This window comes from Nocardiopsis sinuspersici, assembly GCF_001998325.1.
In the GTDB taxonomy this organism is placed as follows: Bacteria; Actinomycetota; Actinomycetes; order Streptosporangiales; family Streptosporangiaceae; genus Nocardiopsis; species Nocardiopsis sinuspersici.
Map to the genome: position 1 here is coordinate 2,284,737 of NZ_MCOK01000001.1, position 22,794 is coordinate 2,307,530.

Genomic DNA, 22,794 nt, shown 5'->3' on the forward strand with positions numbered 1-22,794 from the left:
CCAGGCCGTCCCCGGCGTATCGCGCACCACGTACCACCGGTAGCGTCCGGTCATGCGTTGGAAACCCGGCCGCCCCGACCTGGGCGCCCATGCCGCCCGATTCGACGTCCCGCCGGCCGGGCCGCACCTCGGCGTCACCTTCCTGGGCGTGTCCACCCTGCTGTTCGACGACGGGGAGTCGGCCCTCATGACGGACGGGTTCCTCTCCCGGCCGGGCCTGCTCCGGGTCGCCCTCGGCAAACTCGCGCCCGACCCCGCCCGCGTCACCGGTGCGCTCGGCCGGCTCGGCTTCGACCCCCTCGACGGCGGTCGCCGCCTGGACGCCGTGGTCCCCGTGCACACCCACTTCGACCACGCGCTCGACTCCGCGTTCGTGGCGGCCCGCACCGGGGCGACGCTCGTAGGAGGAGAGTCCGCCGCGAACGTGGGGCGGGGAGCAGGCCTGGCCGAGGACCGCATCGTCGTGGCCGGGCCGGGCGAGCCGGTCTCATGCGGAGCCTTCACACTCACCATGGTCGAGTCCGAGCACAGCGCGCCCGACCGGTTCCCCGGATCGATCGGGCGGCCGCTGGTGCCACCGGCCAGAGCCACGGCCTACAAGTGCGGGGAGGCCTGGTCGCTCCTGGTCGAGCACACCAGCGGGCGTACCGCCCTGGTCCAGGGCAGCGCCGGATACACGCCGCGTGCGCTCGGGGGCCGCCGTGCCGACGTCGCCTACCTCGGCGTCGGACAGCTCGGCCACCGGGGCGAGGGCCACATCCGCGCCTACTGGCGGGAGACCGTCGAGACGGTCGGCGCCCGCCGCGTGGTCCTGGTCCACTGGGACGACTTCTTCCGCCCGCTCGACGAGCCCCCGCGCGCGCTGCCGTTCACGCACGACGACCTCGACGCCACGCTCCACGTCCTGGCCCGGCTCGCCCACGAGCAGCACGTCCAGCTCCACCTGCCCACCGTGTGGCGCCGCGAGGACCCCTGGTCGGGGCTCGGTTGACCGTCGCGGTTCGCCTGAGCCGTGATTGATATGAGAACAACCGGCACCTTTACACCATAGATTTCATTCTGGTGGTGCGGTCAGGCGGCGAGCCGTTGGCGGATGCCGTCGATGATCGCCCGCCGCGCGGGCGGATGCGCGGGGCCGGCCCTCTCGGTGGAACCGTCGGCGGCGGTCGGCCCACAGGCCGGGAGGGAGGCCAGGATGCGCTCGGTCAGGGCCGGTCCGAGGCGGGGCGCCCCTCCCCCGTCAGATCCCCGCCCTCGGCGGTCCTTCCCTCCCCCGCCCGGCGCGGGCGTCCGGGGCCGGGCCGGCGGGTGCGGGAGTTCGCTCGGCACCGACCGGCAGGGGTTGCCGCCCCGGCAGGCGCCTCCGGGCACGTTGCGCACACCGAGGTGATCGGGGCAGGTGCGCGTGGCGGTGCCGCGCTGGTCCACGTCGAACTCTGGAACGCGGGCAAAGAGGCCCGATGTCGCCTTGGTAACCCAGTTCACGGTCACCGTTGATGGCATGGTGACCGCGCCGCCGCGGTTCTCCGCAGACCGAGGTCTTTCCGGTTCCGGAAACTCCTTCGATCAGATAGTTCCTCACGCCCACCGCTGGACCGTACAAGAATATGTGAGACGAGACGCGGGGCCGGTGCGCGGGGCGCGCACCGGCCCCCCGACGCGGCGGGCGGCCCGGTGGCCGGGCCGTACCCGGGTCAGCGTGCGGGCAGGATCCTGCCGGCGACCTCACCGAAGTCGACCCTGGTCCCGTCCGGGCCCGGGGCGGTTGCGGTGATCGTCACCTCGTCGCCGTCCTCCAGGAAGGCGCGCTCGGTGCCGTCGGGCAGGCGCAGCGGCTCCTTGCCGCTCCAGGTCAGCTCCAGCAGGCAGCCCCGCTGGCCGGGCTCGGGGCCGCTGACCGTACCGGAGGCGTAGACGTCGCCGGTGCGCAGGGACGCCCCGTTGACGGTCATGTGCGCGAGCTGCTGGGCCGCGGTCCAGTACATCCGGTCGAAGGGCGGGGTCGACACCAGGTGCCCGTTCAGCCGTACCTCCAGTCGCAGGTCCAGCCCCCAGGGCTCCGACCCCCGGAGGTAGGGCAGCGGCTCGGGGTCCTGGGCGGGCTGCTCCACCCGGGCGGACTCCAGGGCGGAGACGGGCACGATCCACGGCGAGACGGACGTGGCGAAGGACTTGCCCAGGAACGGCCCCAGCGGCACGTACTCCCAGGCCTGCAGGTCGCGGGAGGACCAGTCGTTGAGCAGGAACACCCCGAAGACGTGGTCGGCGAATTCGTCCACCTCCACCCGCTCGCCCATCGCGCTGGGCGTCCCGACGACGAAGCCCACCTCGGCCTCGATGTCCAGGCGCGTGGAGGGTCCGAAGACCGGCGCGGACTCCGTGGGCGGCTTGCGCTGGCCGGTGGGGCGCACGATGTCGGTACCCGAGACCACGACGGTGCCCGAGCGGCCGTGGTAGCCGATGGGCAGGTGCTTCCAGTTCGGGGTGAGCGGCTCCTGCTCGGGACGGAAGATGCGGCCCACGTTGGTGGCGTGGTGCTCCGAGGCGTAGAAGTCCACGTAGTCGGCCACGGTGAAGGGCAGGTGCAGCCGGACCGTGGAGCGGTCCACCAGGTGGGGGCGCACCGCGGCCTCGTGGGCGGGGTCGGTCAGCCACGAGGCCAGGGCCGCGCGCACCTGGTCCCACACCGGGCGCCCGGCCGCCAGGAGACCGTCCAGGTTCGGGCCGGAGACGGTGTCGGCGAAGGGCGCGTCCAGGGCGCGGGCCGCGGCGCCCAGGTCCAGGACGTACTCGCCCACGGCCACCCCCGTGCGCGGGGCGGGGTCGGCGTCGGTGCCGAACACCCCGTAGGGAAGGGTGGCCAGGCCGAACTGTGCGTCGGGGGCGAGGTCGAGCCAACTGTCGGGCACGGGCATGGCGTTCGCTTTCTAGAAGTGGACGGGTCAGCGGGTACGGGACGCGGGCAGCGCCCCCAGGACGACCAGGTCCCCCAGGGGATCGGTGACGCTGCACGTGCCGAAGGAGCGGAAGCTGCGGCGCGCCCGCCCGGCCTCGGCGTCGGTGAGCTTGGCGGCGAGCGCGGCCAGGCGGGGACCGTCGCGGTCGGCCAGCACGTGGGCGGCCTCCCGCTCGGTGGCGCCGTCGAGCAGGGCGGCGGTGGCCAGCAGCACGTTGAGGAACCCGTGCTGCTCGAAGCCCTCGCCGGTGGTGTGGCGCACGGCGTGGTGCAGACCGGCCGTGCACTTGAAGGGCACCTCCAGCTCCACCGCCGTGCGCAGGAACGCGGCCAGCTCCTCCTCGTCGGGGTGGGCCTCGCGTGTGAGTCCGCCGGTGCGGAACTTGGCGCTGTGGCCGGTGCCCGCCAGCGCCTCCACGTCGGCGCGCACGTCACCCCGGCGGGAGACCTCCACGAATCCCTCGGCTCCCTCGGGCAGGTGGGCGCGGAGCCGCTCGGCCAGGGCCGCGGCCCCGCCGGGCTCCGCCGCGGCCTCCACCCCGGCCAGGCACAGCGCCGGATCGGCCAGGACGGACTCCACGGCGGGCGCCACATCGTCGGCGCCGCCGGGGACGGTGACCACGACCGTGAGCGGTCCGGGTGGGTCCTCCTCTCGGGCCAGGACCGCGCGCAGCTCGCACACGCGGGCGTCGGAGACCAGGAACGGGCCGACGTACTCGGCGCGCGGGCCCGCCCGGTGGGCCCGGTGGGCGGGCAGCGCCCCGCCCATGGGCGCGTTGCCGGGCGGGAAGAGCGCCGCGTCGTCGAAGAGCCCGCGGTACAGCACCGCGCTCACCGCTGCTCCCTCCGGCCGCCGGCCCAGCTCCAGGCGTAGACGCCGTCGTCGCCGGCCAGGCCGCCCTCGCCCAGGTCCAGCGGGCGGAAGGTGTCCACCATGACGGCGAGCTCGTCGAAGGCCTCGGCGCCGATGCTGCGCTCGTAGGCGCCGGGCTGGGGGCCGTGGGAGTGGCCGCCCGGGTGCAGGGAGACGGATCCCTGGCCGATCCCGGAGCCCTTGCGGGCCTCGTAGTCGCCGCCGCAGTAGAACATGACCTCGTCGGAGTCGACGTTGGAGTGGTAGTAGGGCACCGGGATGGCGCCGGGATGGTAGTCCACCTTGCGCGGCACGAAGTTGCAGATGACGAAGTTGTGGCCCTCGAACACCTGGTGGACGGGCGGCGGCTGGTGGACGCGCCCGGTGATGGGCTGGAAGTCCTCGATGTTGAAGGCGTAGGGGTACAGGCACCCGTCCCAGCCCACGACGTCGAAGGGATGGGTGGGGTAGGTGTAGCGGGTGCCGGAGATACCGCCGGGGCCGTCGCCGCGGTGCTTGATGAGCACGTCGACGTCCTCGCCCTGGGCCAGCAGCGGCTCGGAGGGGCCGCGCAGGTCGCGCTCGCAGTAGGGGGCGTGCTCCAGGAACTGCCCGTACCTGGACAGGTAGCGCCTGGGCGGGGCGATGTGGCTGTTGGCCTCCACCACGTAGGCGCGCAGCGGCCCGTCGCCGGTGGGCACCCAGCGGTGGGTGGTGGCGCGCGGCAGGACGGCGTAGTCGCCCGGTCCGACCTCCAGCAGGCCGAAGACGGTCTCCACACGGGCGGTGCCCGACTCCACGTACACGCACTCGTCGCCGATGCCGTTGCGGTACAGCTCGGAGGGGGCCCCGGCCACGACGTAGGAGATGCGCACGTCGTCGTTGCCCAAGACCAGGCGGCGCGACTCCACGACGTCGGCGGCCTTCCACTCCTGGTCGGAGAAGAGGTCGTGCAGCCTCAGGTGGCGGGGCACCATCGGCGCGTTGCGGGTGCGGGTCTGGTCGGGGACCCGCCACTCGGCGGCGTCGACGATGGCCGAGGGGATGGCCCGGTGGTAGAGCAGCGAGGAGTCGGAGGAGAAGCCCTCCTCCCCCATCAGCTCCTCGTAGTACAGGCCGCCCTCGGGGGTGCGGTGCTGGGTGTGGCGGGTGCGGGGCACCTCGCCGACCTGGCGGTAGTGGGCCATGGCGTGTTCTCCCTTCCGTGTCGGGTGTCCGGGTCAGGCGGTCGGGGCGGGCTCGTCGCCGCGCGGGTCGGTGCCGGGGGTGTCGGCGGCGGGCTCGGCCGACAGGCCGGCCGCCTCGGCCGCGCCGACGGGCTCGGGAACGCCGGGGGTGAACCCCAGCGCGGTGCGCACCGCGGCGCGCACGGCGGCGGTGTCGCCGCCCGCGACGACCGCGGCCACGTGGGCGTCGGGGCGCACCAGCCACGCCTGGCCGGGGGCGGGGTCCAGTGCCCTGGTGAGCGCGCCGGTGGTGTCGATCCCGTCCAGGTACAGGGCGTGGACGGGGGCCCGGGTGGCCTCGCGCGCGGCGGTGCGCACGCCCTCCAGGAACGCGCCGGGCTCGCGGCCCTGGGGCGCGGCGCCCACCAGCAGGGTCAGGCCCTCGCGCAGCAGGGGGCGGACGCGGGTGGGCGCGTCCTCGCCGGGCAGGGTGACGGGGGCGTCGGGCAGGATCACGCCGGGGCAGGGGGCGGGGGCCTGTCCGCGCGGGGGCCGCCCGCCGAAGGGGCGTTCGGGGCAGGGGGTGGTCAGGGCCGAGTCGGTGTACCAGAACGGCTCGGCCAGGCGCCCGGAGTCGACCCGGGCGCGGGCCGCCTCCTCGGTGAGGGCCTGTTCGAGCACTGTGACGCGGGTGCGGTGCGCCTCCTCGTCGTGGGGGACCAGGAAGCGCATGGTGGCGCTGGTGACGTCGGCGTTCTCCAGGGCCGCGGCGTGGCGCTCCGCGTGGTAGCTCTCCAGCAGTTCCTCGCCCGCCCATCCGGCCAGGACGTAGGCGAGCTTCCAGGCGGCGTTCTCGGCGTCCTGGACGCCGGAGTTGAGGCCGCGGGCGCCGAAGGGGGCGACCAGGTGGGCGTTGTCGCCGAGCAGCAGGACGCGGCCTTCGCGCATGCGCTCGGCCACGCGGGTGTGGAAGCGGTAGACCGAGTGCCAGACGATCTCGTAGGGCCGCTCGCCGATGATCTGGCGGATACGGGCCTCCAGGCGGCCGCTGGACTCCTCGGCCGCCAGGTCGAAGTCGGCGGGGACCTGCCAGTCGATGCGGTACACCGAGTCGGGGCAGGGGTGGATGAGCACCTGGCGGCCGGGGTTCCACTCGGGGTCGAAGTAGAAGCGGCGCTCGCGCTCCCAGCCGGCGAGGTCGGCCCGGATGTCGCAGATGAGGAAGCGGTCGTCGAAGGTGGTGCCGTCGAAGGCCAGGCCCAGTGCCTCGCGGACCACGCCGCCGTGGGCGCCCAGGCACGACAGGGCGTGGGAGCCGCGCAGGCTCACCGGCCCCTGGGGGGTGTGGCACTCCACGGTGACGCCGTGCCCGTCCTGGGCGATGCCGGTGACCCGGTGGTTCCACAGGACCGGCACGCCCGCCTGGGCCATGCGCTCGTCCAGGACCTCCTCGGTGCGGGACTGGGAGATGTTGACGAACGGGGGCAGGGACGAGGCCGCCGGGTCGGCCAGGTGGACGCTGAACAGCTCGTGTCCGCGGTAGAAGGTTCGGGCGGTGTCCCAGGTCAGGCCCTCCCTCGCGATGGTCCCGGCGCCCAGCCAGTCCCAGACGTCGAGTACGTCGCGCTGTTGGCAGATGGCCTTGGATCCGACGGCGTCGCGTTCGGGGCGCCCGTCCACGACCAGTACGGGGACTCCGCGCCGGGCCAGCAGCAGGGCCGCGGTCTGGCCGACCGGCCCCGCGCCGAGCACCAGGACGGGCTCGGCGGCGGGGTCCGCCGCTGGATCGGCGGGGATGCGTGGAGCAGGGGGTCGCATGTGGTGGCTCCGTTCGGCGTGGGCGCCCCGTATGGGCGCGGACGGGAGAAGGAGGGGGTGGGCGTGCCGGGGTCAGCCCTGGAGCTGGTCCCAGACCTGCCGGTCGCGCTCGGCGGTCCAGATGACGGGGCGCTCGATGCCGGAGAACTCGTCCCACAGGCGGGAGACGTCGAAGGGCAGGCAGTGCTCGAAGATGGGCCAGTGGCCGTAGTCGCCGGCCAGGGCGGCGTGGGTGGCCTCGAAGGCCTCCTTGAGGGTACCGCCGCGACCGTGGACCGCACCGACCTCGGCGATCATGACGTTGAGGAAGTTGCGGGTCTGCTCGATGGCGGCGTCGACCTCGGCGCGGCCGCGGCTGACGGCGCCGCGTCCGCCGACGAGCATCTCGGCGCCCAGGGCCTTGACGCCGTCCAGGGTGGCCCCGGACCAGTCGTGGTGGAAGGCGTCGCCGGTGTAGAGGGCGGCCTGGGCCTCGACGAGGTCGCCGGCGAAGAGGATCTTGTGCTTGGGCAGCCAGGCGACGACGTCGCCCTCGGTGTGGCCCCGGCCGAAGTACTGCAGGACCAGCTCGCCTCGGTCGCCGCCCAGGTCGATGGTGGTGCGGTCGGCGAAGGTCTGGGTGGGCCAGGTCAGGCCGGGCACGGAGTCGGCGTCCTTGGCCAGGCGGGGCATGCGGCCGAACTCGCTGGCCCAGTCCTCCTCACCGCGCTCGCGGATGAGCTCGTGGGTCTTCTCGTGGGTGAGGATGATCTCGGCGTCGAAGGCGCTGGCACCCAGGACGCGGACCGCGTGGTAGTGCGAGAGCACCAGGTAGCGGACGGGCTTGTCGGTGTGCTGGCGCAGCAGGGCGAGCCAGTCCCGCGCGGCGGCGGGGGTGGCCAGGGCCTCGAAGGCCACGAGGAAGTCCTCGCCCTCGATGGCGCCCACGTTGGGGTCGCCCTCGGCGGTGAGTGCGTAGACCCCGTCGGCCAGGACCTCCAGGGTCTGCGGCTTGGCCTCGGTGTCGGCGGATGAGGCGAACGGCTTGGCTGCCATGGTCGAAGGACCCTTCACTCGCTCGGGGACGGACGCGGCCGCCCAATTGATCAAATGTTTGATGATTATGACCATAACGTGCCCCACGCCACAGGGCCAAGAGGCACGGGCCCGGTCCCCACGTGATGCAGGTCACACGGCAAGGCTACTCTTCACCCCGCCACCGGCCACCGCCCGGCACTCCACCGGCCCGTCGCCCCGCCGCCTCCGCGCCGAGCCCCCTGACCCCGGCTCCGGGACCCTCACCCCGCCGTCCGCGGAGTCGCGCGAAGCGCGTATTCACAAAGCACTCAGGCCGTGCCATATCCACTCCACACGGGCGCCGGGGAGGAAAAACGCGGTAAACAGCGCGCGTACCCCAGGTACTAGGGTGGTCGCCGTGACCCATAACACCGCCCCCCCAAGCGATCTCACCTTCTGGTCATTCGTGGACTACGCGGTGCAGAAGGCCGAGCAGGAACTGCCCTCCGTCAACGCCGACGCCATGCGCATGGTCCTGACCCTCAACCGGGCCACGAGCATGGTCATCTACGACCTGGAGTCGTCCGTGCACCGCCCGCGCGGACTCACCTGGCCCGGGTTCAGGGTGATCTTCGCGCTGTGGCTGGCCGGCCCCATGGAGGCCAAGACCACCGCCGAGATCTCCGGCATGAGCCGGGCCGCGCTGTCCGCACTGCTCAACACCCTCGAACGCGACGGGCTCATCGTGCGCGAGCGCGCCGTCCACGACCGGCGCGCCCTCCAGCTCAGCCTCACCGAGGCCGGCTACGGGGCGATCCTCGGCGGCTTCCGCGCCCACAACCGGCGCGAGAGCGCCTGGGCCCAGGCGCTCGAACCCGAGGAGCGCCAGGAACTCGTGCGCCTGCTCAACAAACTCATGGCGGGCTCCACCAACGCCAAGGCCAAGTTCCGCAGCTGAGGGCCCCGGGCCCGCGCCGGACCCGGCCCGCCCGCCGCCGCACCGGCGCCACCCGCAACGTCCGGCACACCCGGCACATCCGGCGCGCTTGGCGCACTCCCCCGGGAAACCCAGTCCGCCGCGGCCCGAAGTGGACCTTGAGCGCTCCCCTCACGGCTGTGAGCATCAGAGCATGGACGACTCCAGCCGCGCCCGCCTACGCTCCGCCAGGCAGCAGTTCTCCGCGGAGAACACCTACCTCAACACCGCCACACACGGCCTGACGCCCCACCGAACACTGCGAGCCTTGGAACGGCACACCCGCGAGGTGGCCGCCGGCCGGTTCTCCCCCGCCGACACCGACCCCGCCATCGAGCGGGTCCGCGCCGCCTACGCCCGCGTCAGCGGTGTGTCCGCCGACCGCGTGGCCATCGGCAGCCACGTCGCCCAGCTCGTCGGCACGGTGGCCGCCGGCCTGGCCCCGGGCTCGGAGGTGCTGCTCGCACGCGAGGAGTTCACCTCCGTGGTCTTTCCGTTCCTGAACCGCCAGAAGGACGGGGTGCGGGTACGCGAGGTCCCCCTGGAACACCTGCCCGAGGAGGTCGGCCCCGGCACCTCCCTGGTGGCCGTCTCCGCCGTGCAGTCCGCCGACGGCGTCCTCGCCCCGCTGCACGACCTCACCCGGGCCTGCGCCGACCACGGCGCGAGGCTGCTGGTGGACACCACCCAGTCCACCGGGTGGCTGCCCCTGGACGCCGACCGGATCGACTACACGGTGTGCTCCACCTTCAAGTGGCTGCTGGGCACACGCGGGGCCGCCCTGCTCACCGGCACCGCCGAGGCCCTGGCCGCGCTCGACCCCCTGGCCGCGAACTGGTACGCGGGCGGTGACCGGTGGGAGTCGCTGTACGGGGGACCGCTGCGCCTCGCCGAGCGGGCCCGGCGCCTGGACCTGCCACCGGTGTGGTCGGCCTGGATCGCCCTGGAGGAGTCCCTGGCCCTGCTGGAGGAGGTGGGGATCGCGACGGTCGGCGAGCACGACGCCGCCCTGGGCGACCGCTTCCGCGAGGCCATGGACATGGAGCCGGCCGGGTCGGCGATCGTGTCCCTGCCCGTGTCCGAGGACGCCATGGAGCGCGTGGCCCGGGAGGGGATCACCACCGCCGTGCGCGACGGGCGGCTACGGGCGGCCTTCCACCTGTACAACGACGAGTCCGACGTGGACCGCCTGGTCAAGGCGCTCAGGGGCTGAGAACCGCAGGCCCGGTCCGCGCGCGGCGGTGCGCGCGGACCGGGCGCCGTGTCAGAAGACCTGGCCGCAGAACGGCGCCCGGGAGCAGTGCAGCGCGGTGTCCAGGCGCTCCACCGTGCCGGTGGTGTGCTCGGTGAGCAGGCCCGCGCGCAGGTAGCCGTCCAACGCCGTCTGGCCCAGGTGGGCGGCGCCCAGGTGGGACACGTCCAGGCTGACGTCGGGGGCGGCGTCGGTGGCCTCCACCCGGGCGCCGCCGGTGCCGGCCCTCAGGCGCCAGCGCCCGGCGTTCCACGGCGCGAACCGGTCGGCGACCTCCAGGACCGCCTCGACGGGTGCGGCGTAGGAGCGCTCGGACAGGGCTGCGGGCACGTCCACCAGGCGCACCCACAGGGAGGTGTAGAGCGTGGGCACAGCCCGTCCCCGGTCCGCGAGCAGGTGGTGCAGCGGGTCGTCCACGGCCAGGGAGGCGAAGAGGACCTCACCGACCAGGTCGCGGTTGAACAGGTGCTCGTACAGGGCGGTCCACGCGGCCGGCGCCGTGGCGGTGACCTCCTGGACGTGCACCTCGCCGTGGGAGCCGTCGCGCTCCCACCTGTTGCGGGTGCGGTAGAGGGCGTATCCCAGCGGCCCGCCGGGAGCGCTGACCACCACCGCCCGCAGCGGTCCCCCGCCGTCGCGCTGCTCGGGCAGGTCCCGCAGCGTGCGGTCCCACCAGTGCTCGGCGCGCTGGAACCGGCCCGCCTGGACGGCGGCGACCTCGCGGTGCACCCGCTCCAGGTCCGGGCGTACCTGTTCGGGGTCGGCCAGGCGGATCCGCAGGGAGGGGTCGCGGGGCGCGTCGGCGCGCAGGCGGGCGTGGGGCCGGCGCAGGCCGGTCTCCATCTCCGCGACCGCCGGTCCGTAGCCGAAGCGGCCGTAGATGGCGCCCTCGGAGGCCCACAGGGCCGCGTAGTGCTCCCCGCGCGCGTGGATGTCGGCGAGCTGTCGGCGCATCATCGCGCTGAGCACGCCCCGGCGGCGGTAGGTGGGCCACACGCCCACACCCGTCACACCGGCCACCGGGCGCGGCCCGCCGGGCATGGCCATCTCGAAGGCGAAGTCGTTGACCGAGCCCACGACCTCGTCGCCGTCCACGGCGACCAGGACGCGGTCATAGCCCTCGGCGTCCAGGAGGGGCCGCAGGTGGTGCTCGCGCTCTCGCGGGGGTTCCGGGGACAGCAGAGCCTCGCCGACGACGCGCATCACCTCGATGTACTCGTCGCGGTCGGTTCCCCGCACGGTCCACTCGGTACGGGAACTGGGATGAGTTGTCATGTGCCAAAGCCTGTCGACTGCGCCGTGGCCCGCGCCACGGCTGGTGTGTGCGGTGTTCGGTGTCGCCTCGTCAGAAGTCGGTGCCGCAGAAGGGTGCGCGCGGCGCGTACAGGGCGGTGTCCAGCCGCGCGGCCACGCCCGGGGTGTACTCGGTGGCCACCCCCGCGTCCACGAAGGCGGTCAGGGCGACGCGGCCCAGGTAGGCCGCGCCCAGGTGGGACACGTCCAGGCCGAGGTCGGGGGCGGCGTCGGTGGCCTCCACCCGGGCGCCGCCGGTGCCGGCCTTCAGACGCCAGCGCCCGGCGTTCCACGGCGCGAACCGGTCGGTGACCTCCAGTACGACCTCCACCCCAAGGTTGTAGGGGCGGTCCGACAGGGCGCCGGGCACGTCCACCAGGCGCATCCACAAGGCGTCGAAGCCGTGCTGGTCCACGCGCCGGGGGTCGGCCGCCAGGGCGGTGAGGGGGTCGTCCTCGGGCAGGCTCTGGAAGACCGTCTCGGCGATCAGGTCGCGCTCCAGCAGGTGCTCGTACAGGGCGACCCGTGCCGCCGGAGTGGCGGCGACCAGCTCGCGCACCATGACCTGCCCCTGGGGAAGGCCCACCTCCCATCGGCTGAGGAGGCGGTGCAGCGCGTATCCCTGGGGGCCGTCGGGGCCGTGTACCAGGGCCACGCGCGTGCGCCCGGCCTCGGGGCCGGGCTTGTCCGTGAGCATGCGGCTCCACCAGTTGGCGCCGCGGGGGAACTGCCCCACCCGTGTGGGGACGGCCTGCCGGTGGAGGCGCTCCATCTCCTCGCGCGCCTGGGCGGGCTCGGCCAGTTCGACGGTCAGGGAGGGGTCCCGGGGCGCGTCGGGGCGCAGGCGGGCGTGGACGCGCTGGACGCTCGCCCGCATCTCCCGGAAGGGCACCCCGTAGCCGAACCGGCCGTAGATGCCGCCCTCGGAGGCCCACAGGGCGGCCAGGTTCTCGCCCCTGGCGCGGATGTCGGCGAGCTGTCGGCGCATGAGGGCGCTGAGCACGCCCCGGCGGCGGTAGGTGGGCCACACGCCCACACCCGTCACACCGGCCACCGGGCGCGGCCCGCCGGGCATGGTCATCTCGAAGCTGTGGGCCATGGCGGTGCCCACGATCCGGTCTCCGTCCAGGGCGAGCAGGGTGCGGTCGTGTTCGATCACGGGATGTTCGCGCTCACCCCGCAGCTCCTCCTGGAGCGGGATGTTGAGGGCCTCGGTGAAGACCCTGAGGGCCTCGGGATGCTCGGACTCCGTGCCCCCGCGCACGGTCCACGCGGAGTCGCCGTCTCGGGAGGAACCGTCCTGTCGCGCACCTGTCATGGGGCGACTCTCTCAACCGCACCCGTCCCGAGGCCAGTGGTTTTTCGCGTGGCGCCCGCCACGGCGCCCCTCTTGCGGGCCGCCCCGGCGAGTAACACGCGCCGCCACGGGGCACCTCTTCCCTGTGACGCCTACGATCTCCTCACCCCGGGCCCGACACGACCAGCCGGACGGGCGGCCCGGACTCGTCCTCGGGGTGGACGCCGGGGGCACCACCACCCGTGCGCTGGTGACCACGCTGGCCGGCAGGCGGGTGGGCCGGGCCCGCGCCGAGGGGGCCAACCCCAACGCCCACGGCGCCCAGAGGGCCGCCGAGCACCTGGCCGAGGCGGTCGGGGGCGCTCTGGACGCGGCCGGCCGGGGTGCGCGCGGGGCCGTGTCCGCCGCCGTGGTCGGTCTGGCCGGGGTGTCCTCACTGCGCGAGGAACAGGTGCGCGAGCACATGGAGCGGGCCCTGGCCCGGGCGGGCCTTCCCCCGGGGCTGGGGGTCTTCACCGGCGACGACGAGATCGCCTTCGCCTCGGGGACCCCGGTCGCGCACGGCACGGTGCTCATCGCCGGGACAGGGGCCATCGCCACCCGCATCGACGAGCGCGGGCGGACCCGCTCCGCGGACGGGATGGGGTGGCTGATCGGCGACGAGGGCTCGGGGTTCTGGATCGGGCACCAGGCCGCGCGGGAGACGGCGCGGCAGCTGTCCCGGGGCGGCCCGCTCAGCCCGCTGGCGCGCGCGGTGGCCAAACGGGTCATCCCGGGCCGGCGCCCGCGGGACGGGCAGGAGCACCTGTCCCAGGAGCACGCCCGCGACTTCGCCCGGACCCTGACCGCCGCCGCCCCGGTCACGCTCGCCGAGCTCGCACCGCTGGTCAGCCGGGCCCACGCGCTGGGCGATCCGGCGGCCGAGGTGATCGTGGAGGCCGCCGCCGGGCACCTGGCGCACTCGGTGCACCAGGTGCGCGCCCCCGGGGAGAGGCTGCCCGTGGTGCTGGCGGGCGGGGTGCTGGCGGGGTCGGAGCCGGTGCGCCGCGCGCTCACCCGCAAGCTGGCGGTGGGCACGGCCGGGTCCGTGGTCGCCATGGCCGGGTGCACGGCGGGCGGGGCGGCCTGGCTGGCGGCCCTGCGGGCGGGAGCGCCCGAGGACGACCACCGGCTGCACGCGGTCTTCACCCGCCCGGAGAGGGACCACGGCAGGGACCCCGCCGACCGGCCCGCGCAGGCTCTGCCCCGGTAACGTCCCGTGTTTTGCCCGGGTAGCACCCCATGCCATACGGTATGTCTTACTTAGGTTTGCCTAACTCATTTTGGCAGAAGGGGGCGCCGTGGCCCAGCGGCAGGAACGACCCGCCAGGACCGTCCACACGGGACGGGTGGAGACGGTCGAGCGGCTCACCCCGCACATGGTCCGGGTCGTACTCGGCGGAGAGGGCCTGGCGGCCTTCGCCACCGACGGACACACCGACAGCTACGTCAAACTGCTCTTCCCACCGCCCGCCCCGCAGGACCCCGAGCCCTTCGACCTGGAGCGTGTGCGCGCCGAGCGCCCCCGCCAGGAGTGGCCGGTCACCCGCACCTACACCGTGCGCGCCTGGGACCCCCGCTCCCGAAGGCTCACCCTGGACTTCGTCCACCACGGCGGGACCGGACTGGCCGGCGTGTGGGCTGCCGGCGCCAAGCCGGGCGACCGGCTGCGCCTGCTGGGCCCCGGCGGCGGCTACTCCCCCGACCCCGGTGCCGACTGGCACCTGATGGCCGGGGACGAGAGCGCCCTGCCCGCCATCGCCGCCGCCGTGCAGCACCTCTCGCCCGACGCCACCGCCCACGTGTTCGTCGAGGTCGAGGGCCCCGAGGAGGAACAGGGCCTCGGCGGCGGTGAGGGCGTGCACGTGCACTGGCTGCACCGCGCGGGCCGGGTCCCCGGCTCGGCCCTGGTCCCCGCCGTGCGCGCGCTCGACTTCCCCCAGGGGCGCGTCCACGCCTTCGTGCACGGTGAGGCCGCCTTCGTCCGCGACCTGCGCCGCCTGCTGCGCGTCGAGCACGGCCTGCCCAAGGAGCAGCTGTCGGTGTCGGGCTACTGGCGCCTGGGCCGCGACGAGGACGGCTGGCAGGCATCCAAGGGCGAGTGGAACCAGGGGGTGGAGGCCGAGGAGGAGGCCGCCCTGGCCAGGCGGAGCTGAGCGCCCTCCCCCTCACAGGCCCAGTTCCTCCAGGGCGACGAGGTAGGCCTCGTTGAACGTGGGGAACTGCGGGATCGAGTCGGCCAGCGCCGCGACCGGCAGGCCCGTGCGGATCGCCAGCGCCGCGGTGTGGATCCACTCCGAGGCCATGGGGGCGAACGCCCACGCGCCCACCAGCACCCCGTGCCCGCGGTCGGCGACCAGGCCCAGCGTGCCGCGCGGATCGGTGTCATAGGTCCAGGGCCGGGCCAGGGACGCGGGCAGGTCGACCTCGGCGGTGACCGTGTCGATCCCCCGCTCCCGGGCCTGGTCCGCGGTGATCCCCACCCCGGCGATCTCGGGGTGGGAGAAGACCACCCGCGGCACGGCGGTGTAGTCGGCGCCGCGGTCCCCGCCCAGGATGTTGTCGGCGACCACGCGCCCCTGGTACTTGGCCACGTGGGTGAACATCGCCCGACCGGTGACGTCGCCGATCCCCCACAGCCCCGGCGCCGCCCGGCAGCGCTCGTCCACCACCAGGGCGGAGCGGTCCAGCTCCGCGCCGACCTCCGCCAGCCCCAGCCCCCCGGTACGGGGACGGCGCCCGGTGGCGAGCACCACCACGTCGGCGCTCACGCGCTCACCGCCCTCCAGGGTGGCCTCCACCCCGTCGCCGTCGCGCGCCACCGAGGAGACCTGGGTGTTCAGGTGCACGGTGATGCCCTCGCGTTCGAACTGGTCACCGATCAGCTCGCACAGCCGGGGCTCCTCGCGGTCCACCAGGCGGGGGCCGCGCTGGACCACCGTCACCCGCGAGCCCACCCGGGCCAGAAACTGGCCCAGCTCCACCCCCACGGCGCTGCCGCCCACCACGAGCGCGCGCTCCGGAACGTCGGTGAGGGTGGTGGCCTCCCGGTTGGTCCACACCACCGAGGAGTCCAGCTCCGCCAACCCCTCGATCGGCGGGAGCACCGGCTCCGACCCGGTGGCCACGACCACGTGGTCGGCGGTGAGCTCGGCCTCGCCCACCCCGACCCGCCACGGGTCGCGGCCCGTCAGGCGCCCCGCGCCCCGCAGCACCAGCGCACCCTGGTCCCGGTAGCCCCGCACCTGCGCGGAGTCGTCCAGGTGGCGGATCATCCGGTCCCGGTAGGCGCGCAGCCCCGACCACTCCAGGTCCGGGCGGGAGAGCCCCGCGGCGCCCTCCGCCTCCCGTCCCACCTCCGGCGGGCGCAGCAGCACCTTGGTGGGGATGCACGCCCAGTACCCGCACTCGCCGCCGATGAGCTCGCGCTCGACCACCGCCACCCGCCTGCCCGCGGCGAGCAGCCTGCCCGCGACGGTCTCACCGCCCGGCCCCATGCCGATGACGACCGCGTCCACGTGTTCGTGTTCCATGTGCCCTCACTCCGCCCGCGTCCCACTCACCACGATGGTGTCCCCGCCCGGGACGCGGAAGGGGCCGACACGCCGTCGCACGGCCCCGCGCCGTCCGCCGCCGCGACCGCGCGGGGCGGGGCGAAGGCGCGGGAGGTCCTCGCCCCGCGCCGACCGTGCGGCGCGTCACAGGGCCAACGGGCGGCCGGCGTGCCCGGGACGTGGTGGAATGGTCGGTCGGCACCGGTCCCAGCCGCTCCACCCGGAAGGAAGCGCCCTCCCCGGCACACGCGCATGTCCACCCAGACCCTGATCCTCGTCCTCGACCTCATCGGTATCCTCGCCTTCGCCATCGACGGGTCGCTGACCGCCATCCGCACCGCGCGCGTGGACATCGTCGGCGTCCTGACCCTGGGCATGGTGACCGCGCTGGGCGGCGGCGTCATCCGCGACCTGCTGCTGGGCGTGACCCCCGCCACCTTCCAGGACTGGCGCTACATCTGCACCGCCCTGCTGGGCGCGACCGCCGCGTTCTTCCTCAGCCGCCAGCTCACCCACCTGACCAAACCGATCCTCGTCTTCGACGCGGCCGGGCTGAGCCTGTTCGCCGTGATCGGGTCGACCAAGGCCCTGGAGCTGGGTTTCGGCCCCCTGCAGGCCACCCTGCTCGGCGTCGTCACCGGTGTGGGCGGCGGCACCATCCGCGACGTCCTGCTCAACCGCGTACCGACCGTGCTCAGCGCGAACTCGCACCTGTACGCCACCCCGGCCCTGCTGGGCGCGGGCCTGGTCGCCACCTTCTACACCGTGGGCCTGACCTGGGGCTGGATCGCCGTGGTGGGGGCGCTGCTGTGCTTCACCGTGCGGCTGCTGTCCCTGCTGTACCGGTGGAGCGCGCCCAGCCCGCCCGGCGCCCCGCCCCTGTGAGACCCCGCGCCGACCCGCACGGCACGGACCAGAACGGACCCGCGCGAGCGGACCGGCGGGAGCGGGAGCACGCGGCACGGGCTGTGCGGTGCGCGCACCGGCCCCCTCAGCCGTCCCCGCCCTGCGGCTCCAGGGCACGGGCCGCCACACCCCGCAGGATCGCGACCATCGCCGGAACCGGATCGGGCGGACGGCGCCGGTGCACGGCGTAGATCTCACGGGCCAGGCGCACGTCGCGCAGCGGACGGCTCACCCAGCCGCCCCGGCGGGCCGACACCAGGATGCTGAGCGGAATGAGGGCCACACCCACACCGGCCTCGATGAGCGCCAGGGCCACCTCGTAGTCACGGGTCTCATAGGCCACGCCCAGACGCACCCCCGCGTCGGCGGCGGCGGTGTCCAGGCTGACCCGGTTGTGGATGCCCGGCGCACCGCAGATCCACTCCTCCCCAGCCAGGTCGGCCAGCGACGGGTCGCGGTCGGTGACCGGATGTCCGGTGGGAGCGACCACCATCAGCGGATCCACCAGGACGCGCTCGCGGTGCAGCCCGCCCGCGCGGGGCAGGGGCACACTCGGATAGCGGTGGGTCAGCAACAGGTCCAGCTCACCGGAGGTGACCAGGTCGTATCCGCCGGGAGGTTCGACGTCGGACAGCGACAGGCGCACCTGGGGGTGCTCGTGACCGAACGCGGCCAGGGTGGCGGGCAGCAGGACCTTGCCCGCGCTGGCGAAGGCACCCAGCGACAACCGCTCGGGGACCGCGCCGGCGAAGGCGCGCACCGCCTGCTCGGCCTCACGCAGCTCCCCCAGCACCCGCTCGCCGTGTTCGAGCAGGACCCGGCCCGCCCCGGTCAGGACGGCACCGGTACGGCCGCGCTCCACCAGGCGGCAGCCCACCTCACGCTCCAGCTTGGTGAGCTGCTGGGACAGGGCGGGCGGGGTGAAGGAGAGCCGCTCGGCCGCGGCCGCGATCGATCCCGCGTGCGCGACCTCCACGAGCACACGCAACCGGTGGGCGTCCAACACGGCGACCACACTCCCTCCGACGACGGACGACGCAAAGACCTGCTTAATGATCTTTAGCAGACCCAACTTTAAGTTAATGACCGGTAGCGGCACAGTGGGACACATGAGCCCTCAGACCGCACACGCAGTGCCCACGGCCACCGACGTCCGTGCCGCCGCCGAACGCATCGCCCCGCACGCCCGCCGCACCCCGGTACTGCACACCGAGGTCGACGGACGTCCGCTGACGCTCAAACTGGAGCACCTGCAGCGCACCGGCGCGTTCAAACTGCGCGGGGCCCTCAACGCCCTCCTGGGCGGACCTCCCACCGACCGGGTGATCACCGCCTCCGGCGGCAACCACGGCCTGGGCGTGGCCACCGCCGCCCGCCTGCTCGGCGTCCACGCCACGGTCTACGTCCCCGAGACCGTCCCCCGGGCCAAGGCCGCGCCCCTGGCCGCCACCGGCGCCGAGATCGTCCGGGTCGGCGAGCACTACGCGGTGGCCGCCGAGGCGGCCAGGGCACGATCCGAGGCCGAGAACGTGCCCTACCTGCACGCCTTCGACGACCCCCTCGTCGTCGCCGGCCAGGGCACGATCGGGCTGGAGATCGCCGCCGACGCCCCCGAGTGCGACACCATCGCCGTCGCCGTGGGCGGTGGCGGACTGGTCGCCGGCGTCCGCCTGGGCGCGCAGGGACGCCAGGTCGTGGGCGCCGAACCCGAGGGCTGCCAGAGCATGCACGCCGCGCTGGCCGCGGGCCACCCCGTGGAGGGCACCGTGGACTCGGTGGCCTCCTCCGCGCTGGGCGCCGCCTCCCTGGGCCGGGTGCCCTTCGAGGTGCTGCGCGAGCACCCGGTGACCCCGGTGCTGGTCAGCGACGCCGAGATCGTCCAGGCACAGGACCGGCTGTGGGAGGAGTTCCGCATCGCCACCGAACCGGCCGCGGCCGTGCCCTTCGCCGCCTGGCTGGCCGGACGGGTCCCGGGCGAGCGCCCCTGCCTGGTGGTGTGCGGAGCCAACGCCCAGTGGCAGCGCGTCGACTGACCCGCCCGCGCGCCCCGGAGCCACCGCGTGCCCGCACGGCGGGCGGGCACGCGTCCCCCGCCCGCCGCCGCGGACCGCTCCACCCGACCGGTGACCTGGGGCACTCTCCCCGCCCCGACGCCGTTGTTACCCACTGGTCGCCCTTACATTGGACTCCGGCATCCGACCATTCGTGAGGGAGACCACGTGCTCTACGGCGCGTTGCGGCAGACGGCATCGGTGCTCGCCCGTACCCTGTGCCGCCCGACCATCCAGGGCCGTGAGAACATCCCCGCCACCGGCGCGGTACTGCTGGCCAGCAACCACCTGTCGTTCGTGGACAGCGTCGTCATCCCCCTGTCCGTGACCCAGCGCCGGGTACGGTTCCTGGCCAAGTCCGACTACTTCGAGGGCACCGGCCTCAAGGGCCGCCTCACCAAGACCGTGTTCTCCTCCCTGGGGGCCATGCCCGTGCAGCGCGCCGACGCGCGCGGCGCCATGCTCTCCCTGGAGATGATGCTGGACCGGCTGCACGCGGGCGAGGCCTGCGTCATCTACCCCGAGGGCACCCGCTCCCGCGACGGCCGCCTGTACCGGGGCCGCACCGGCGTGGGCCACCTGGCCATGGAGTCCAAGGCCCCGGTCGTACCGGTGGCCGTGAGCGGCACCCAGCACGTGCAGCCCATCGGCGCGTCCATGCCGCGCCCGCACCCCTTCACCATCCGCTTCGGCACACCGATGGACTTCTCCGCCGGCTACGACCACCTGCCCCCGGGCAAGGCCCGACGGGTCATCACCGACCGCGTCATGGACGCCGTCCACGCCCTGTCCGGCCAGGAGCGGGCCGGGGAGTACAACTCCTTCCGCGGCGACGAGTAACACCCCCGCCGCTCCCCGGGGAGCGGACACGGCCGACCTACGCTGGGAGCATGCGTGTACTGCTCCTGTCCGACACCCACATCCCGCGCCGCGCGCGCGACCTGCCCGACCAGGTGTGGCGGGAGGTCGAACGGGCCGACACGGTGGTCCACGCCGGGGACTGGTGCGACCTGGCCAGCCTGGAACGCCTCCAGGAGCGGGCCGCGCACCTGATCGGCGTGTACGGCAACAACGACGGCCCCGACCTGCGCGCACGGCTGCCCGAGGTCGCCCACGCCACCCTCGGCGGGGTACGCCTGGCCGTCGTCCACGAGACCGGTGACGCGCGGGGACGCGAGAAACGCTGCCAGGAACGCTTCCCCGACCACGACGTGCTCGTGTTCGGACACTCCCACATCCCCTGGGACACCACCGCCCCCTCCGGGCTGCGGCTGCTCAACCCCGGCTCGCCCACCGACCGGCGCCGCCAGCCCCACCACACCTACATGACCGCGACCCTGCGAGACGCGCGCCTGCACGACGTCCGCCTGCACCAGGTGCGCTGAACGGGCCCCGGGACCGGCCCCCTCAGAAGGCCAGCACCCCGACGATCCCCGCGTAGACCGCGATCAGCAGCACACCCTCGAAACCGATCCGGCCCCAACCGCGCACCTGGCGCAGGATGAGCCCGGCCAACAGCACCACGGTCATCAACAGCGCCCCGGCCGTCAGGAACAACTCGTCCGCCGTGGCGGCGTGGAACAGCGACCCCCGCCGGTAGAAGGCATCGCCCACGGCCAGGTTGAGCACGTCCAGGCTGTTGCCGCCGATGACGGCGGCCACCGCCAGCGTCATCGCGCCCCGCCGGACCGCGGCGACCGCCGCGACCGTCTCGGGCAGGGCGTTGACCAACCCCATCGCCACGGCGCCCACCAGCCCCGCGCTGACCCCCGTGGCCTCCACGATCGTCGCGGCCGACCGGGCCAGCGCCCACCCGCCCACGGAGACCACGGCGCCCACCACGAGGAAGCGCGCCCACAGCACGCTCGTCCGGGCACCGGTACCGTCCTCGTCCTCGGTCTCGGGAACGTCCACCACCGTCTCGGTGGTGCGCACGGCCCGCCACATCGGATGCTTGTTCTCCTTCTGGATCAGCCAGAGCCCGCCCGCGTAGAACAGCACCAGCCCGACCGAGGCCGGATGCACGCCCAGGACCACCACGTCCGGGCCGAAGGCCGTGAGCAGCGCCAACGACAGCAGCCCGATCAGCATGCAGCAGAAGAGCAGGTTGGCCGAGGAGGCCGCGGCGTGCTCCAGGTTGGCGCGCCGGTGGAAGAAGTCGGCCACCGCCAGCGCGAGCGTCTGCGCGGCGATACCCCCAACGGCGTTGCCGTAGGCCAGCCCCGGATGGTCCACCGAGGCGCTGACCGCCGTCATCACGATCCCCGACAGGGAGGTGGCCGTGCCGAAGAAGACCGCTCCGAAGACCGCCTCTCCCCACCCGGTGCGGTCGGCCAGCACGTCGCCCAGCCCCGCCATCCTGATACTGGCCACCACCGTCACCACGGCCACCAGGGCGAAGAGTCCCACACTCCACCCCAGCGGCCAGGGAGGGGACAGCGCCTCCACCATGTCGTTCCTCGCTCCTTCCCCTCCTTCGACGGCCCCCTCCGCCTACCCGCGCCTTCGCCCGGCTACCGCACGGCCGGAGGCGGTCCACGGAGAACAAACTCTCCGTCAACGATGCATACGCACCAGGACCCCGGGTAGCGGCTCGCAACAGTCAGTGTTCCGACCACATCCCCCAGTGATGAGGCGAGACCATGTTCCGACACACCAAACACCTGCAGTTCGACGCCAAGCCCGAGGAGCCCGACGCGCTCTTCGCCGCGAAGCTCCAGGAGCTCATCGGCGGCGCCTACGGCGAGATGACCGTCACCATGCAGTACCTGTTCCAGGGCTGGAACTGCCGTATCGAGGGCAAGTACAAGGACCTGATCATGGACGTGGCCACCGAGGAGATCGGCCACGTCGAGATGCTCGCCACCATGGTGGCCCGCCTGCTGGAGGGCGCCCCCTCCACCACCGTGGCCAAGGCCGTCGAGGACCCGGTGGTGGCGGCGCTCGTGGGCGGCATGAATCCCCAGCAGGCCATCGTCTCGGGGGGCGGCGCCGTACCCGCCGACTCCGGGGGCACCCCCTGGAACGGCAAGTACATCGTGGCCAGCGGCAACCTGCTGGCGGACTTTCGCGCCAACGTCGCCGCCGAGGCCCAGGGCCGCCTCCAGACCGCGCGCCTGTACAACATGACCGACGACCCCGGCGTCAAGGCGATGCTCCAGTTCAACCTGGCCCGGGACACCGTCCACCAGAACATGTGGCTGGCCGCCATCGAGGAACTGCAGGAGGACGGCCTGGAGGGCGACATCGCCCCCACCGCCCTCTTCGACGAGGAGAACCAGGAGCACGCCAACACCATCTGGGGCCTGTCCGACGGCACCGCCGCCGCCCAGGCCGGCTGGTCGAACAGGCCCGCACCCGACGGCCGGCACGAGCTGCGCTACCTCGACCAGCCCGAGCCGATCGGCGAGAAGGCCTCCGCGCCGCCCTCGGATCCCAAGCTGTACGGAACCAACGGCGAGCCCAGCGGTGAGGGGTCGGCCAAGGGCCCGTCCAAGGCCACCAAGGGCGAGGGCATCGTGGGTAAGATCAAGGACACCCTGGAGTAGTCCCTCCGGGAGACCAGGCCCGTGCGGTCCGCCCCGAGCGGACGCACACGCGTTCGCGGGTCCGCGCCTGGAAACCGCGTCTTTCCGGG

At 73.9% G+C, this 22,794-nt stretch carries 21 protein-coding genes; 10 read left to right on the plus strand and 11 right to left on the minus strand.

The genetic code is table 11. The features are described from left to right. Window positions 1-52 precede the first annotated feature (52 nt). The gene (locus tag NOSIN_RS09830) at window positions 53-991 is read left to right on the plus strand and encodes an MBL fold metallo-hydrolase (protein WP_077690439.1); all 939 of its coding nucleotides are present in this window, start codon (window positions 53-55) and stop codon (window positions 989-991) included. Window positions 992-1,071: 80 nt separating this feature from the next. Here the strand turns inward: NOSIN_RS09830 and NOSIN_RS27180 are convergent, their stop codons facing one another. The 6 genes from NOSIN_RS27180 to NOSIN_RS09860 all read right to left on the minus strand — a co-directional run bounded on the left by NOSIN_RS27180 (window position 1,072) and on the right by NOSIN_RS09860 (window position 7,828). Further along, window positions 1,072-1,485, minus strand: a complete 414-nt coding sequence (locus NOSIN_RS27180) for a hypothetical protein (RefSeq protein ID WP_170293582.1) — start codon at window positions 1,483-1,485, stop codon at window positions 1,072-1,074. A 209-nt stretch (window positions 1,486-1,694) separates the two neighbouring features. Continuing rightward, window positions 1,695-2,909, minus strand: a complete 1,215-nt coding sequence (gene fahA, locus NOSIN_RS09840) for a fumarylacetoacetase (RefSeq protein ID WP_077693520.1) — start codon at window positions 2,907-2,909, stop codon at window positions 1,695-1,697. Window positions 2,910-2,942: 33 nt separating this feature from the next. Continuing rightward, the gene (locus tag NOSIN_RS09845) at window positions 2,943-3,791 is read right to left on the minus strand and encodes a hypothetical protein (RefSeq protein ID WP_077690440.1); all 849 of its coding nucleotides are present in this window, start codon (window positions 3,789-3,791) and stop codon (window positions 2,943-2,945) included. Beyond that, entirely contained in the window at window positions 3,788-4,996 is a 1,209-nt protein-coding gene (locus NOSIN_RS09850) for a homogentisate 1,2-dioxygenase (protein ID WP_077690441.1), read from the minus strand. Before NOSIN_RS09850 ends, NOSIN_RS09845 begins: the two co-directional genes overlap by 4 nt. 33 nt (window positions 4,997-5,029) lie before the next feature. Continuing rightward, window positions 5,030-6,793, minus strand: a complete 1,764-nt coding sequence (locus NOSIN_RS09855; RefSeq protein WP_077690442.1) for an FAD-dependent monooxygenase — start codon at window positions 6,791-6,793, stop codon at window positions 5,030-5,032. A 72-nt stretch (window positions 6,794-6,865) separates the two neighbouring features. Further along, window positions 6,866-7,828, minus strand: coding sequence for an MBL fold metallo-hydrolase (locus NOSIN_RS09860; protein ID WP_077690443.1), 963 nt, complete (start codon window positions 7,826-7,828; stop codon window positions 6,866-6,868). A gap of 379 nt (window positions 7,829-8,207) precedes the next feature. On the opposite strand from NOSIN_RS09860, the gene NOSIN_RS09865 reads away from it, so the two are divergent. Both NOSIN_RS09865 and NOSIN_RS09870 read left to right on the plus strand, forming a co-directional pair. Beyond that, window positions 8,208-8,747 carry a MarR family winged helix-turn-helix transcriptional regulator gene (locus tag NOSIN_RS09865; RefSeq protein WP_077693521.1) on the plus strand — a complete coding sequence of 180 codons (540 nt, stop codon included), beginning with the start codon at window positions 8,208-8,210 and terminating at the stop codon, window positions 8,745-8,747. 172 nt (window positions 8,748-8,919) lie between these two features. Further along, window positions 8,920-9,978, plus strand: a complete 1,059-nt coding sequence (locus NOSIN_RS09870; protein WP_077690444.1) for an aminotransferase class V-fold PLP-dependent enzyme — start codon at window positions 8,920-8,922, stop codon at window positions 9,976-9,978. Between the two features lie 51 nt (window positions 9,979-10,029). Here NOSIN_RS09870 and NOSIN_RS09875 read toward each other — a convergent pair whose 3' ends face one another. Beyond that, window positions 10,030-11,292, minus strand: coding sequence for a GNAT family N-acetyltransferase (locus tag NOSIN_RS09875; RefSeq protein WP_077690445.1), 1,263 nt, complete (start codon window positions 11,290-11,292; stop codon window positions 10,030-10,032). A 70-nt stretch (window positions 11,293-11,362) separates the two neighbouring features. After that, window positions 11,363-12,628, minus strand: a complete 1,266-nt coding sequence (locus tag NOSIN_RS09880; protein WP_077690446.1) for a GNAT family N-acetyltransferase — start codon at window positions 12,626-12,628, stop codon at window positions 11,363-11,365. 196 nt (window positions 12,629-12,824) lie between these two features. Here NOSIN_RS09880 and NOSIN_RS09885 point away from each other — a divergent pair, with 196 nt between their 5' ends. Both NOSIN_RS09885 and NOSIN_RS09890 read left to right on the plus strand, forming a co-directional pair. After that, window positions 12,825-13,859, plus strand: coding sequence for an N-acetylglucosamine kinase (locus tag NOSIN_RS09885; protein ID WP_077690447.1), 1,035 nt, complete (start codon window positions 12,825-12,827; stop codon window positions 13,857-13,859). An 88-nt stretch (window positions 13,860-13,947) separates the two neighbouring features. Continuing rightward, window positions 13,948-14,802 carry a siderophore-interacting protein gene (locus tag NOSIN_RS09890; RefSeq protein WP_077690448.1) on the plus strand — a complete coding sequence of 285 codons (855 nt, stop codon included), beginning with the start codon at window positions 13,948-13,950 and terminating at the stop codon, window positions 14,800-14,802. Window positions 14,803-14,814: 12 nt separating this feature from the next. Here NOSIN_RS09890 and NOSIN_RS09895 read toward each other — a convergent pair whose 3' ends face one another. After that, on the minus strand, window positions 14,815-16,179 hold the full coding sequence (locus NOSIN_RS09895; protein ID WP_077690449.1) for a dihydrolipoyl dehydrogenase family protein: 1,365 nt from the start codon (window positions 16,177-16,179) through the stop codon (window positions 14,815-14,817). 273 nt (window positions 16,180-16,452) lie between these two features. Here NOSIN_RS09895 and NOSIN_RS09900 point away from each other — a divergent pair, with 273 nt between their 5' ends. Further along, window positions 16,453-17,085, plus strand: coding sequence for a trimeric intracellular cation channel family protein (locus NOSIN_RS09900; RefSeq protein ID WP_077690450.1), 633 nt, complete (start codon window positions 16,453-16,455; stop codon window positions 17,083-17,085). A 106-nt stretch (window positions 17,086-17,191) separates the two neighbouring features. On the opposite strand, the gene NOSIN_RS09905 is transcribed toward NOSIN_RS09900, so the two are convergent. Next, complete coding sequence (locus tag NOSIN_RS09905; protein WP_077693522.1) at window positions 17,192-18,112, minus strand: LysR family transcriptional regulator; 921 nt, start codon at window positions 18,110-18,112, stop codon at window positions 17,192-17,194. Window positions 18,113-18,215: 103 nt separating this feature from the next. Between NOSIN_RS09905 and NOSIN_RS09910 the strand changes: the two genes are divergently transcribed. The 3 genes from NOSIN_RS09910 to NOSIN_RS09920 all read left to right on the plus strand — a co-directional run bounded on the left by NOSIN_RS09910 (window position 18,216) and on the right by NOSIN_RS09920 (window position 20,542). Further along, window positions 18,216-19,139: a threonine/serine dehydratase gene (locus NOSIN_RS09910; protein ID WP_077690451.1), complete on the plus strand. Its 924-nt coding sequence runs from the start codon at window positions 18,216-18,218 to the stop codon at window positions 19,137-19,139. A 186-nt stretch (window positions 19,140-19,325) separates the two neighbouring features. Beyond that, window positions 19,326-19,997, plus strand: coding sequence for a lysophospholipid acyltransferase family protein (locus tag NOSIN_RS09915; RefSeq protein WP_077690452.1), 672 nt, complete (start codon window positions 19,326-19,328; stop codon window positions 19,995-19,997). Between the two features lie 50 nt (window positions 19,998-20,047). Next, window positions 20,048-20,542 (plus strand): metallophosphoesterase family protein, encoded by a 495-nt coding sequence (locus tag NOSIN_RS09920; RefSeq protein WP_077690453.1) that lies wholly within the window; start codon window positions 20,048-20,050, stop codon window positions 20,540-20,542. 22 nt (window positions 20,543-20,564) lie between these two features. Here NOSIN_RS09920 and NOSIN_RS09925 read toward each other — a convergent pair whose 3' ends face one another. Next, entirely contained in the window at window positions 20,565-21,608 is a 1,044-nt protein-coding gene (locus NOSIN_RS09925) for a sodium:calcium antiporter (protein ID WP_077690454.1), read from the minus strand. 191 nt (window positions 21,609-21,799) lie between these two features. On the opposite strand from NOSIN_RS09925, the gene NOSIN_RS09930 reads away from it, so the two are divergent. Beyond that, window positions 21,800-22,705 carry a manganese catalase family protein gene (locus NOSIN_RS09930; RefSeq protein WP_077690455.1) on the plus strand — a complete coding sequence of 302 codons (906 nt, stop codon included), beginning with the start codon at window positions 21,800-21,802 and terminating at the stop codon, window positions 22,703-22,705. Window positions 22,706-22,794: the final 89 nt, after the last annotated feature.

Coding starts and splice junctions, on each gene's coding strand:
- NOSIN_RS09910 (WP_077690451.1), top strand. CDS start 18,216: ATGAGCCCTCAGACCGCACACGCAGTGCCCACGGCCACCGACGTCCGT.
- NOSIN_RS09900 (WP_077690450.1), top strand. CDS start 16,453: ATGTCCACCCAGACCCTGATCCTCGTCCTCGACCTCATCGGTATCCTC.
- NOSIN_RS09830 (WP_077690439.1), top strand. CDS start 53: ATGCGTTGGAAACCCGGCCGCCCCGACCTGGGCGCCCATGCCGCCCGA.
- NOSIN_RS09870 (WP_077690444.1), top strand. CDS start 8,920: ATGGACGACTCCAGCCGCGCCCGCCTACGCTCCGCCAGGCAGCAGTTC.
- NOSIN_RS09925 (WP_077690454.1), bottom strand. CDS start 21,608: ATGGTGGAGGCGCTGTCCCCTCCCTGGCCGCTGGGGTGGAGTGTGGGA.
- NOSIN_RS09860 (WP_077690443.1), bottom strand. CDS start 7,828: ATGGCAGCCAAGCCGTTCGCCTCATCCGCCGACACCGAGGCCAAGCCG.
- NOSIN_RS09850 (WP_077690441.1), bottom strand. CDS start 4,996: ATGGCCCACTACCGCCAGGTCGGCGAGGTGCCCCGCACCCGCCACACC.
- NOSIN_RS09920 (WP_077690453.1), top strand. CDS start 20,048: ATGCGTGTACTGCTCCTGTCCGACACCCACATCCCGCGCCGCGCGCGC.
- NOSIN_RS09855 (WP_077690442.1), bottom strand. CDS start 6,793: ATGCGACCCCCTGCTCCACGCATCCCCGCCGATCCAGCGGCGGACCCC.
- NOSIN_RS09930 (WP_077690455.1), top strand. CDS start 21,800: ATGTTCCGACACACCAAACACCTGCAGTTCGACGCCAAGCCCGAGGAG.
- NOSIN_RS09880 (WP_077690446.1), bottom strand. CDS start 12,628: ATGACAGGTGCGCGACAGGACGGTTCCTCCCGAGACGGCGACTCCGCG.
- NOSIN_RS09875 (WP_077690445.1), bottom strand. CDS start 11,292: ATGACAACTCATCCCAGTTCCCGTACCGAGTGGACCGTGCGGGGAACC.
- NOSIN_RS09895 (WP_077690449.1), bottom strand. CDS start 16,179: ATGGAACACGAACACGTGGACGCGGTCGTCATCGGCATGGGGCCGGGC.